Origin of the sequence: Paenibacillus sp. JQZ6Y-1 (assembly GCF_040719145.1) — a bacterium.
GTDB lineage: Bacteria > Bacillota > Bacilli > Paenibacillales > Paenibacillaceae > Saccharibacillus > Saccharibacillus kandeliae.
In genome coordinates this window covers 88,121-100,898 of the sequence record NZ_JBFDUZ010000006.1, presented here as the reverse complement: position 1 = coordinate 100,898, position 12,778 = coordinate 88,121, and the positions used below count along the sequence as shown (strand labels likewise).

Below are 12,778 nucleotides of genomic sequence, written 5' to 3'. Positions count from 1 at the left end.
GAAGGCATGCAAGTGATCACCGGTACACATACTAGCAATATGACTACGAAGAAAGGGAGTGGATTCCATGGCTACTAACTCAAAAGGTCCCCGCGGCAGAACATCAGCGCAGAATACCTATGGATTAAGCCGTATGCTCAGCATCGTGGCATGGATTGCCTGTGCTGCCGGTATCCTGCTAATTGTGTTCAATCTGCAGCCGTTTAACGATAACAATCTGGGATTGATGATCGGGGTCGGCTGTCTGGCTGCTTTTGCGTTCATTTATTCGATTGGTAAATGGCTTGGATCGATGCAAGCCCGCAGCGATGAGGGCAAAGATGGCATCAAGGACGAGTAATCATTGTTCGTTGTTAACGGACATTTGATATGCAATTAACAACATGAATACGGCCCTTTTAAGATTTATTCTTAAAGGGGCTTTTTGTTGAAGTAAAAATATGTTAATCTTTAAATAATGTGAAATCATTCACTTTTGGCTACGAATAAATTGACAGATTTGTTAACAAGCCAAAAAAAACTGAAATTTACACCTTCTATGGATACGCAAAAAGCACACTTAGTGTTACCATAGGAATGTGTGGTTTCAATATTATGAACGTCATGAGCGTTAAGTGAGAAAGGGGATCAAGATGAACAAAAAACCAGGTTCGCGCCTTATGTTATGGGTTCTTCTGGTTGTAACTGTTCTGTCGCTGGCCCTGACGGTGTGGGCGTTAGCTACTGGCTCCAGTAACTATGCTGTTCTCAACCCGAAAGGCCCTATTGCAGAAGGACAACGGGATATCATTATCATTTCTACGATTCTGACCGCGATTGTCATCGTACCAACTACCATACTGACCTTTATCATTGTATGGAGATATCGTGACAAGCCGGGCAGAAAGGCGAAATACGATCCGGATTTCAGCCACAGCACATTGCTCGAATCCATTTGGTGGGGCATTCCGATTGTCGTAATCGCCATTATTGGTATCGTGACTGTACGTTATACGTACGCGCTCGAACCTTCCGTGGCTATTCAGTCACAAAAGCAACCCGTAACCATCCAAGCTGTATCGATGGACTGGAAATGGGCGTTCTTCTATCCTGACGAAGGAATCGCGTCTGTGAACACACTGACCATTCCTGAGGATACGCCAATCCGTTTTGAATTGACTTCCGATGCTCCGATGAACTCCTTCTGGATTCCGCAGCTGGGTGGTCAGATTTATACAATGTCCGGTATGGCTATGACCCTGTACTTGCAGGCAGATCATACAGGAACATACTTCGGTTCCGGTGCGAACTTCAGCGGCGAGCACTTTGGCGACATGAGATTTGACGTCAATGCAGTAAGCGATGCTGACTATCAGGCATGGGTAAACAAGGTGAAAACCGAATCCCAGCCAATGACGATGGATACGTACCAATCGTTGTCCACTCCAGGTACGTCCGATAAGCAATACTTCTCGGCATTCCCGGACAATTTGTTCCAACAATTGGTGGGCAAATACCTGCCAGGCGGCATAGCGGATACCAATCGTGCATCCCATACGACTCCTCAAACTCAAACCGGCGAAGGCGAGAGCAAAGAAGGTCAAAGCGATATGGGTACAGACAGTCAATCTAATCAAGAACATGATGGATTGGGTACGGATTCCAAGTAATCCGCTGTCGATTTAGTGATGTTTTGGCATTGATACAATGCTACATTATGCCGTGTCTGCCTGACACGGTATAGATAAAGACAGTGAAAGGAGCTCCACGATGCTCGAAAATATTAAACAGTTTGCATCCGAGTTTTTCGTCACCGGTGACCCGTTGATCTACGGTGCAGACGTATCCATTGGATTGGTATCGATTGCCATCGTTGCTGGATTGACCTATTTCAAAAAGTGGAAATGGCTCTGGCGTAACTGGTTGACTACGGTTGACCATAAGAAGATCGGTATCATGTACATTCTGGCTGCCATCATCATGATGTTCCGCGGCGGCGTTGATGCCCTGATGATGCGTACCCAGTTGGCGATTCCGAACTTTGAATTTTTGCATCCCGAGCACTATAACCAAGTCTTCACCACGCACGGCGTAGTTATGATCTTGTTTATGGCGATGCCATTTATGTTCGGTTTGTTTAACGTCGTTGTACCGCTACAAATCGGTGCGCGCGACGTAGCGTTCCCTTATTTGAACTCCCTGAGCTTCTGGCTGTTCTTCCTGGGCGCAATGCTGTTCAACCTTTCCTTCGTTATCGGCGGTTCGCCGGATGCAGGTTGGCTCAGTTATCCGCCACTATCGGAAATACAGTTTAACCCGGGTCCGGGTCAGAACTTCTACATCTGGGGTATCCAGATCTCTGGTATTGGTTCCCTAGCAACAGGTATCAACTTCTTGGTTACTATCATCAAAATGCGCGCACCAGGCATGACGATGATGAAAATGCCTATGTTCACTTGGTCGGTATTCGCAACTTGCGTTATCATTATCTTCGCATTCCCGATTCTGACTGTAACTCTGGCACTGCTGTTCCTCGACCGATTTGGGGGCGGACACTTCTTCACCCTTGACGGTGGGGGTAACCCGATGATGTATATCAACTTGATATGGATGTGGGGTCACCCTGAGGTATATATCGTTATCTTGCCGGCGTTCGGTATCTTCTCCGAAGTCGTCAGCGTGTTCTCACGCAAAAAGCTGTTCGGTTATACGTCAATGGTCTTTGCGATGATGATCATCGCGTTCGTATCGTTCTTTACTTGGGCGCATCACTTCTTCACGATGGGTTCCGGTGCAGACGTCAACGCCTTCTTCGCATTGTCTACGATGCTGATCGCAATCCCGACAGGGGTTAAAATATTCAACTGGTTGTTCACGATGTACCGTGGACGTATCCGCTTCGATCTACCGATGCTGTGGACGGTTGCGTTTATCCCGGCATTTATCGTCGGCGGTATGACAGGGGTACTGCTTTCCGTAGCACCTGCTGACTTCCAGTATCACAACAGTTACTTCCTGATTGCCCACTTCCACCAAGTTCTGATCGGTGGGGTCGTGTTCGGTTACTTTGCCGGCATGTACTACTGGTGGCCAAAAATGTTCGGCTTCAAGCTGAACGAAACGCTGGGCAGATGGTCATTCTGGTTCTGGAACATCGGTTTCTACGTATGTTTCATGCCACAATACCTGCTCGGTCTGATGGGTATGACCCGTCGTGTAAGTACATTTGACTGGGATACTGGCTGGGGCCCACTGAACGTTGTTTCGACGGTTGGTGCGTACCTGATGGGTATTGCCTTCATTCTGCAGGCTGTACAGATCGCTTATAGTTTTGTACACCGCGAAAGAGATACAACTGGCGACATGTGGGATGCACACACACTGGAATGGACCATTCCTTCCCCAGCTCCGGAATACAACTTTGCCATTACTCCGGTAGTGGACAGCAGAGATCCATTGTGGATCGAGAAGCAGCGTCGTGCTGCTGGTAAGCTTCCTGCGAAGGATGCGAAGCCAAAATACGAACCAATTCATATGCCTAGTAATTCGGGTATCCCGATTATCTTTTCTACGTTCTTCTTTATCGCAGGTTTCGGTTTTACATTCCACTGGGTATGGATGGCCGTAATCGGTCTTGCGGGCGTGTTGGCTTGTCTGGCTGCGCGTTCCATGAATGATGATGAGGGCTTCTACATTCCAGCAGAAGAAGTAGAAAAAACTGAGGCTTCATTAAGGGGGACACTTTAATGGCACAAGCCGCAACGCACGGTCATGATCACGGTCATGACCATGGACATCACGATCCGCAAGAACTAAAACTGCTTGGCTTCTGGATCTTCCTGATCACGGACGTTGTTTTGTTCGGTACGCTGTTTGCTACGTATGTGGTATTGCACCACAATACAGCTGGCGGACCTACCGCGTCCGAGATTTTCGAAATGCCGGGCGTTATTGCTGAAACCTTTATCCTCCTGACATCCAGCTTTACAAGTGGTCTTGCTGTACTGGCAATGAACCAAGGTAAAGTAAAGCAACTGATTGCATGGCTGGCAGTAACTTGGGTACTGGGTGCAGCGTTTATCTTCCTTGAAGTTGACGAGTTCATCAAAATGGTACACGAAGGCTTTAACTACGGTACCAGCGCATTCGCTACTTCGTTCTTTACACTGGTCGGCACGCACGGACTTCACGTATCGATGGGTCTGGGCTGGATGTTGCTGATCATGATTCAGTTGGGTCGCAAAGGCATTACCGATGTAACACGCGGTAAAGTCAACGTACTCAGCTTGTACTGGCACTTTTTGGACGCCGTCTGGATTTTCCTGTTGTCGGTCGTTTATCTGATGGGGGTGATGTAACATGGCGGATCATTCCAACCATACACACGGACATGATGAAGCACATGCTCACGGTTCGTTGAAGTCTTACATCATCGGTTTTATCCTGTCGATTATTCTGACAATTATTCCACTGGTCGTCGTCCTCAATCATATGCTGGATCGTTTCCCTACAGTACTGGTGATCATGATCACCGCTGTTCTGCAGTTCGTTGTTCAGTTGTTCTTCTTCATGCACGTGCGTGAACGTCAGGGCAACCAACCACGTTGGAACGTGATGGCTTTGATCTTCGGTCTGGCTATCGTTCTTGTTGTCGTATCCGGTTCGGTTTGGATCATGACGTACAATGGCGTAGGCTACTAAGTTTTATCGGTATACCTACAGATTGCATATCTGTACAAAAGCTCTCCCGAGCAATCGGGGGAGCTTTTTTTGTTGGTAGATTCTATTCGCTGTTTGAGTGATTAGGGGGAAAGCAAGCGAGAAAGTTACCCGGGAAATAATGAGCGGCTTTACCTTAGACAAGATATAGTAGGCGATCCAGAGTTATCACAGCAAAGTAACTAGCTGGCGATACTCGTTTGCTCCATTAATCAGGAAGTCTTTGAAATTGATTTTCTTTCTGAGACTGGAGATATATCTGCTTTTCGCTTATCTTCGGCAATCAAAACAATACTAATGATAATCAGAAGCCCTCCCACACCCTGAATATAGTTAGCCTGCTCCTTCAGGATCAGCAACGATAACAATATCGAAGTGAGCGGCATCATACCGGAAAAAGCAGCGGTTGTGTAAGCACTACAGTGAGCGACACCTTTATAGAAAAAGAAAAACGCAAGCCCTGTGATAATCAATCCATACCAGATCAATCCGATCCATTCATGCCAGTGAATAAGCAGGAGCATTGGAACAGGCTCGGGCTGCTCTAGCAGAAATGGGATCAGACAGAAGCCCAAGGCGATAGCAGACACGATATAAACCTGAACCATCGGATGAATATTGAGAGCAGTAGAACGTGAATCGGCAGCGCGCTGTTTACGGGAAATAATATTAAATAATGACTCACTTGCAGCTGCACCAATAATAAACAGATTGCCCCAAATATGCTGCATAGATGGCATAAAGGTAGTGTTGCCTGTGTTCTGTAATAGCATAATTCCCACCACCGTACATCCGATGCCCAAGGCGTTCTTGATGCTCAACCTTTCTTTTAACAGGAAAAAAGCCAGTACAGCCGTTATCATGGGTGTAGTACCGCTTAATATTCCGGCTTCCAGAGTGCTTGTACGGCTAACCCCAAGCAGCAAACAAATGCGGAATACAAGCATGCCAAACCATGCTTGTAGGATCAGCATCATCCAGTCTTGCCTACGAAGATGCCGAATTGTCTGTATCGTTGCTCTGCCATAAAAGGGAGCCATACAGAGCAGCAGAATGCCTAGCCCTACCGCTGTAATGGTGAACAAAGGCAAACGCTCGGATAGTATGGAGCTTGCCACAACAGATGTACCCGCGAGGGTGAACGCCAGTAATAAATAAAGTTTTCCTTTGAATTGCTGCATGGTAAGCCCCCTTTGTCCTCATCGTAGGATGGATATAGATCACATTATAAAAAGGGAACTGGACGAGGATAAGAGCCAGTATGGTATCATTTGGACTGGACCAGTTGGAAAGGGGGATTGCGGATGTGGGGGATTCAGCTCAAGCATCAAAGTAACATAACTCTTGCGCGACAGATATTCCTGTCCTTTCGGCAAGCGATTCTACGGGGCAATATGTTGGAGGGCGAGGCTTTGCCTTCAACGCGTGCATTAGCACGCGAGCTGGGAGTCGCGCGTAATACCGTTTGCGAAGCATACGATATGCTGGACATTGAAGGCTTTATCATGAGACAGCAGGGGAAAGCTACGCGTGTAGCTTCGGGGCTAAAGCTGGAACAGCAACTAGATCAACAGCCAGATCAACAGCCTACGAAGCAGACTGTAACCGAGCCAATTCCTATTCGGTGGGACTTCAAGACCGGGCAACCCGATTTGGCTGCTTTTCCATGGTATAGCTGGCGGCAGTGTCTTCAGCAGGCGTCCCTTGATGTATTGCCAGAGCTGTTGAGCTATGGTAATGGCAAAGGGTATGAGCCATTATGCGAGCAAATTGCCGATTGGCTGCTGCGGAGCCGCGGGATGGAGGTAGACCCTGCTGATATTTTCATCACCTCTGGAGCGACGCAAGCGTTGCATTTGCTTGTGCATATATTGAAGCAGGAAAATAAAGCCTTTGCTCTAGAAAGCCCTTCTCATCCGGCGATTCGACAGATTGTTGAAAATAATCGCATTCCGCTCGTTTGGATGCCTGTCGATGAACAAGGGGCGAATGGTGCCATTCTGTCCGGTCATACCGTATCCGCAGTCTATATAACCCCATCGCATCAATTTCCACTGGGAGTCATATTGCCTGCTGCGCGCCGCGCCGAATTCATCCGAATGGCACGCAACCAGCAATTTTATATCATCGAAGATGATTATGATAGTGAATTTCGCTATACTGGCTCTCCGATTAGCCCGCTACATAGCATGGACCACACAAGAGTGATCTATGTCGGTACATTTAGTAAGACAATGTTTCCAGCACTACGTATCGGATTTGCCATCTTGCCGCGATCATTGCATACCGCATGGCAGGAGAATCGACAGTACTTGGATGTTCAAAATCCGATCATGGAGCAGGTGGCACTCAGCCATTTTATACAGCAACGAAAATTGGATCGGCATATTCAACGTATGCGACGCATTTATCGTGAGAAACGAAATACACTACTGAAGGCTATCGACCAATATATTTCCCATAAAGTCATCGTATGGGGGGATGCTTCGGGTCTGCATACAGCGATTCAACTGCCAGGTTTGAAGCTGGATACTGCTTTTCTCAAGCGATGTGGCGAAGCAGGGATACGCTTGACACTGGCTTCTGAGTATTCCACGGAACAGAGTGAGCATGACGATAATGATACGTTGTTGATCGGCTATGGTCATCTGGAGCATGAGGATATTATCGGTGGAATCAAGGCATTGAATGGTGTGATTATAAGAGGGTCTGATGGAGTGAATTGTGATGATAGCGAGTAGACGAGTGGATAATGAGCTAGGCAAATTCACAGGGGGATTATATGGTTCAGAATGAGCTAGGTAAATTCATAGAGAGACGCGGTTCAGAATGAGCTAGACAGTTCCCAGCAAGATACATGGTTCATGATAAGCTAGGTGGTTCACAAGAAATATGTAGTGGGAAATGGAAGAGGCGGTGAGATAGCGCAAGGAATCTACAGGAATAGGATGTTACTACGAATGGGAACAGCAAAAAAGCCTGCACATTGTATCGTGCAGGCTTTTATTATTCCAATCTACAGTAGGTTGTTATTCTAACTTCACAGCTGATCGTTTTCCATCCTTAATGCAGAGGGTTATTCCAATCTCACTTTAGGTCGCTATTGCATCCTTGCTGTAGAGTGTTATTTCAATCTCATCGTAAGTGGTTACTTTATCCTTGCCTACGCCCTATCAGACGTTATTGTACCGAAGCGTGCGAGCGATTGTACAGTTCTTCCAAATACTTTTGAATCTCACCGCGCAGTTCGGGGCGGTTCAGTGCGAATTCAATGGTCGATTTTACATAGCCGAGCGGATCGCCGATGTCGTAACGGTTGCCCTGAATTTCCAGTGCAGCCAGATGCGGCAGACGAGAGATGGCATCGGTCAATTGGATTTCGCCGCCTTTGCCCGGTGGCGTGTCTTCGAGAATATCAAAGATTTCCGGTGGCAATACATAACGTCCGATAACTGCTAAATCGGAAGGGGCATCTGCTACATCCGGTTTTTCCACGATACCGCTTAATGGGATAATGGAATGTGGTGTATTAGGCATGGCAGAAGGAGCAACGATCCCATATTTATTCGTTTCCTCGTAAGGCACATGCTGTACGCCGACGATAGCGGTAGACGGATAGACCGTCTGGTTAATCAGCTGCTTCAGACCGGGTTCTTCGTTGACGATCAGATCATCGCCGAGCAGAACGGCAAATGGCTCATTGCCGACGAATTGTTTGGCACACAGAATGGCGTGACCCAGACCAAGTGGCTTTTTCTGACGAATATAGTGAATGTCTGCCATCTCAGAAATATAGTTAACCTGCTCCAACAGAGCCGTTTTGTTTTTGGTAGCGAGTTCAAGTTCCAGTTCGACGGAATGGTCAAAATGGTCTTCGATCGAACGCTTGCCACGACCGGTAACGATCAGAATCGACTCAATCCCGCTTGCGACCGCTTCTTCGATAATGTATTGAATTGCCGGTTTGTCGACAATCGGAAGCATTTCCTTAGGTTGGGCTTTGGTGGCTGGCAGCAAACGGGTGCCAAGACCAGCTGCCGGAATAATCGCTTTGCGTACTTTCATAGGAATGCCTCCTTGGATGGTAGTAGCTTACATGGTAGTAAAGTAATTTAGGTATACATGGAATCGGAATATCTATGGATACATAGAGCGAGCGATATTATTTTCTTAGCGAAGAATGGAAAAGAAACCTTGCGTATTGGCAATAGAACACAGGAATATATGGATGTTCTAACCTATGGATTGTCATGGGATGATAACGGATAGAGTTTGGAATCCTAGAGACAAAACAGTCTGTTCGTTATCCAACCAATATGTTATCCGCGGAATACCCACAGCTTGCTGAAGCCGAAGTTGATGCCCAGACCAAGAATAGTAACGGCAATCTTAGCAATCCAGACTGGAATGGTCGAAGGGACGAGGCTAATGGCGATACTGGTGATCAACGCAACACAGATATTGACGACGAGAAAACGGATCAGTTCCCCCACGTCCCAGCCTTTTTCACGGGCAAAGGTCCATTTGCGATTCCAGTAGTAGCTATTGGCGGTTCCGGCGCTATAGCCGAGAATTTGAGCTGCTGCAACACCAGTAAGGTTTTGCAGCAGCATGAATACGACAAAGTCGATGACGGTATTGGACACACCCACAGCGGCAAAGCGTACCGCCTGATTGGAAAATAGCTTAGAAACCAACATAGCGCTGCTCTTGGTTCATTTGACGTTGGTCGGTTACGATGTGCTGATCATGCAGCGGTTGTTGTTGCTGTTGCACAAAGTTGCGTTTTTCCTGTACGAGATATAGTGGACGACCTTTTACCTCGTCGTAGATTCGACCGACGTATTCGCCCAGCACGCCGAGGATGACAAGCATGATACCGTTGAGGAACAGAATGCAGGCAATGATGGATGCCCAGCCCGGTGTAGTCGAGAAGTTCATCAGCTTCTGACCGACCACGAACAGCAGGAAAATAAAGCTGAACAGGGAAACGAAGCTACCGAGCACACTAGCGAGACGCAGTGGTTTGAGCGAGAACGCGATCAGAGCATCGGATGCAAAACGCAGCATCTTTTTGAGTGGATACTTGGTTTCACCGGCAAAGCGTTCTTCGCGCACATAAGCGATGGACGTTTGGCGAAAACCGACCCAGCTCACTAGCCCGCGTACGAAGCGGTTGCTTTCTTTCAGACTCTTCATCGCTTCGCATACTTTGCGGTCAATCAGGCGGAAGTCGCCTGTATCGAGTGGAATGTCGATGTCGCTCAGCTTGTTCAAGGTGCGATAGAAGAGAGCAGCAGACCATTTTTTGAAGCCTGTTTCGCCCTTGCGCTCAGCGCGGGTGGCATAGACAACGTCATAGCCTTCTTTCCATTTCTCAATCATTTGCAAAATCAATTCTGGCGGGTCCTGCAAGTCGGCGTCGATCACGACAATCGCTTCACCAGATGCACTGTCCATACCAGCGGTAATCGCAATCTGGTGACCGAAGTTACGGGAAAAGTCGATCATTTTGACTGAAGAGTCGGTATTGCACAATTGGGTGACCATCGCAGCCGTTTGGTCACGGCTGCCGTCATTTACAAAAATCAGTTCATACGTTTCTCCGGTTTGCTGCATCACTTCCGTTAGACGGCGGTAGCACTCCAGTACAACTTCTTCTTCATTGTAGACCGGAACGATAATGGAATATTTCATCGGTAGTCCTCCTTTGGATGTTCAAGAGCTTGAGGGAAAAGGTTGCGGAATCTTCATTCCGCCGTCAGTTGATACAGCGTCATTTGCGAGCCGCCGGGACCGCCGCTGCGGTTTGAACCGCCAGCTGAACCGCGACCAAAGTCGTTGCTGCTGCTTGCTTGTGTAATCGTTGGAGCGTTCGTATCACTAGTTGTATTGGTAACGGTCGTACTTGCCGATGGATCGGTGCTTGTGGAAGTGGTTGTGGCAGATGCGGTGGAATCGGATTTCCATTCCGATTCTGAAATTTCGGTTCCATGTTCCTGCACCCATTGCGTCAGCTCGGAGCTGCCGCTGCCCATACCGCCACCAAGCAGTACGTACCGGAGTTGTCCACTGCTTACGAGTTGTTCCAATTGGTCCACCGTCAATGCGCTGTCAGAGCCTTTGAAGCCGCCCCATGCGATGACTGCGTCACTCGTTTGCAAAATAATCGGTGTTGCGGTCTGAGATGCCGTTGTCGCGACGAGATACTTGGCATCTCCTTGATTGGCTTCTAGATAAGCGATCAGATCAGCATCTACATCAGAGCTGTTATTGTTGCTGCTACGTGAATCGGCAAGCTCTGGTCCGGCATACGGCTGAACCGAGTTGCCGCCATACAGTGCCGGAGTGAGTGACCAGTAAGCGGGCGCTGCCAGTAATGTCACCAGCGTCAGTGCCAGAGCGCCACGTTTCCACGCATCGCGTTTTAACAGCAGCAGGATCAGAGAAATGATACCAAGGGCAAGTGCCGCGATAGCGAGCGTGGTCATGCCTTGTCCCCAGATGATATAGCTGCCTGTTCCAAGTGCCACTGCCATAAAGGCGATTGTCCACCAGCGTCTTCCTGCTTTCCAGAGCTGAACGATACCTGCACCCGTCAGAGCGGCAATGGCAGGAGCCATCATCACAAAATAGTAACGGTGAATATGACCAGCGATGCTGAAGAATACGATCATCGGCAGTAGCCATGCAAACCAGAACAAGACGATGTTGCGTTGTTCTCTGCGCTGTAGCCAGAGCATCAGGGCGCTTAGCAGTGCCGCTGGCAGGAACCAAGCAATCTGACCAGCATTGCTGTCATCCAACAATCGGAATAGACCAGCATCACCAGCGTCATTGCTGCCACCGCCTCCGCCACCACTCATACCTCCACCCGATCCGCCGGGACCGCCAGAACCCATACCGCCGGAAGGGAATCCATTTGTCTGGATTGCGCTGTTATCTGCTGTCGTTGTAGACGACGCGGTGGATACAGTGCTGGACTTGTCAGATGTCGTATCCGAGCTGCTCGTTATGGCTGCCGTCGTGCTCGCTGTGGACGTGATAGTGGCAGTAGTCGAAGCTTGATCCGCTGAAGCATTTGCGGCGGTTGCTGTAGTCTGTGTACTGCTCGTTGTAGACGCGGCATTTTGATTGTTCATGCTTGGAGGTTGTCCTCCTCCGCCACTTCCACCACTACCGCCGGAATCACCAGTTAGACGGCTGATTCCGTTGTAACCAAGCGCCAATTCTAGTACCGAGTTGCTGGTGCCACTGCTGCCCACATAGGGACGTTGACTAGTAGGGGTCAGATCGACGATGGTTGCCCAAGAGAGGGACACGGCGGCGAGTACGACACCGGAGACCAGTAGGTGCATGATCTTTTGCTTCCATTGTCCTTTACGAGCGAGCCAGTAGAATAGGTAAAATGCTGGCAGCACCATAAAGGCTTGAAGCATTTTCGTATTGAAACCGACACCAACGAGTGCAAAAGCGATACATAGCGTCAGCAGCTTGCCAGTTTTGACGCTGCGTTGCAGTACGTAGGCTGCCAGCATCAGGAAGAAGACCAGTGTGCTATCCGCATTGTTCGTCCGGCTTACCGCTACTGCAATCGGTGTCAGTGCCAGAATCAATGCTGCAATGCGGGCAGTTGCCAAACCGAAATGCGGCTTAACAATCAGATATAGCAGAATGACCGAGCCAGCCAGTCCAAGGGCGGACGGTAACGCCAAGCTCCAGCTATGAATGCCAAAGATTTTGGCGCTGATTGTTTGTAGCCAGAAGGCGACAGGCGGTTTGTCGATGGTAATGAATCCGCCCGGATCATACGAGTTAAAGAAGAAGTTATGCCAGCTTTGCATCATGCTGGTTACGGCTGCTGCGTAGTAGGTATTCAAATCACCCGATTGGCTGATATTGTACAGCGATAATCCCGCAGCGACCAGAGCCAGAATGGCAAGAACCGGGTCGATCCTTCGAAAAAATGAACCTTTCATATTGTTGCCTCCTCATACATGAATATCGAGTACAGCTCCGTTCACGATGATGAGGAGCATTCGTCATATGTTCTTGATGTAGAAAATATAACAATGCAATA

11 protein-coding genes are annotated in these 12,778 nt (G+C 48.4%); 6 read left to right on the top strand and 5 right to left on the bottom strand.

From position 1 onward, the window contains the following. Positions 1-67: 67 nt before the first annotated feature. From ABXR35_RS22005 to cyoD, 5 genes are all read left to right on the top strand, one after another. The gene (locus tag ABXR35_RS22005) at positions 68-340 is read left to right on the top strand and encodes a hypothetical protein (protein ID WP_367064213.1); all 273 of its coding nucleotides are present in this window, start codon (positions 68-70) and stop codon (positions 338-340) included. 292 nt (positions 341-632) lie between these two features. Beyond that, positions 633-1,649, top strand: a complete 1,017-nt coding sequence (gene qoxA, locus ABXR35_RS22000) for a cytochrome aa3 quinol oxidase subunit II (RefSeq protein ID WP_367064212.1) — start codon at positions 633-635, stop codon at positions 1,647-1,649. Positions 1,650-1,749: 100 nt separating this feature from the next. Beyond that, positions 1,750-3,726, top strand: coding sequence for a cbb3-type cytochrome c oxidase subunit I (locus ABXR35_RS21995; protein WP_367064211.1), 1,977 nt, complete (start codon positions 1,750-1,752; stop codon positions 3,724-3,726). Further along, a complete protein-coding gene (gene cyoC / locus ABXR35_RS21990; RefSeq protein WP_367064210.1) occupies positions 3,726-4,337 on the top strand; it encodes a cytochrome o ubiquinol oxidase subunit III in 612 nt (203 codons plus the stop codon). The genes ABXR35_RS21995 and cyoC overlap by 1 nt, the downstream gene beginning before the upstream one ends. Position 4,338: 1 nt before the next feature. After that, complete coding sequence (cyoD, locus tag ABXR35_RS21985) at positions 4,339-4,680, top strand: cytochrome o ubiquinol oxidase subunit IV (protein WP_367064209.1); 342 nt, start codon at positions 4,339-4,341, stop codon at positions 4,678-4,680. Positions 4,681-4,910: 230 nt separating this feature from the next. Here the strand turns inward: cyoD and ABXR35_RS21980 are convergent, their stop codons facing one another. Continuing rightward, positions 4,911-5,879 (bottom strand): DMT family transporter, encoded by a 969-nt coding sequence (locus tag ABXR35_RS21980; RefSeq protein ID WP_367064208.1) that lies wholly within the window; start codon positions 5,877-5,879, stop codon positions 4,911-4,913. Positions 5,880-6,002: 123 nt separating this feature from the next. Here ABXR35_RS21980 and pdxR point away from each other — a divergent pair, with 123 nt between their 5' ends. Continuing rightward, positions 6,003-7,439: a MocR-like pyridoxine biosynthesis transcription factor PdxR gene (pdxR, locus tag ABXR35_RS21975; RefSeq protein WP_367064207.1), complete on the top strand. Its 1,437-nt coding sequence runs from the start codon at positions 6,003-6,005 to the stop codon at positions 7,437-7,439. 439 nt (positions 7,440-7,878) lie between these two features. On the opposite strand, the gene galU is transcribed toward pdxR, so the two are convergent. The 4 genes from galU to ABXR35_RS21955 form a co-directional block, all read right to left on the bottom strand. Continuing rightward, complete coding sequence (gene galU / locus ABXR35_RS21970; RefSeq protein WP_367064206.1) at positions 7,879-8,763, bottom strand: UTP--glucose-1-phosphate uridylyltransferase GalU; 885 nt, start codon at positions 8,761-8,763, stop codon at positions 7,879-7,881. Positions 8,764-9,017: 254 nt separating this feature from the next. Further along, complete coding sequence (locus tag ABXR35_RS21965; RefSeq protein ID WP_367064205.1) at positions 9,018-9,398, bottom strand: GtrA family protein; 381 nt, start codon at positions 9,396-9,398, stop codon at positions 9,018-9,020. Continuing rightward, complete coding sequence (locus ABXR35_RS21960) at positions 9,385-10,395, bottom strand: glycosyltransferase family 2 protein (protein ID WP_367064204.1); 1,011 nt, start codon at positions 10,393-10,395, stop codon at positions 9,385-9,387. The genes ABXR35_RS21965 and ABXR35_RS21960 overlap by 14 nt, the downstream gene beginning before the upstream one ends. Positions 10,396-10,448: 53 nt before the next feature. Next, positions 10,449-12,677 (bottom strand): ArnT family glycosyltransferase, encoded by a 2,229-nt coding sequence (locus ABXR35_RS21955; protein WP_367064203.1) that lies wholly within the window; start codon positions 12,675-12,677, stop codon positions 10,449-10,451. Positions 12,678-12,778: the final 101 nt, after the last annotated feature.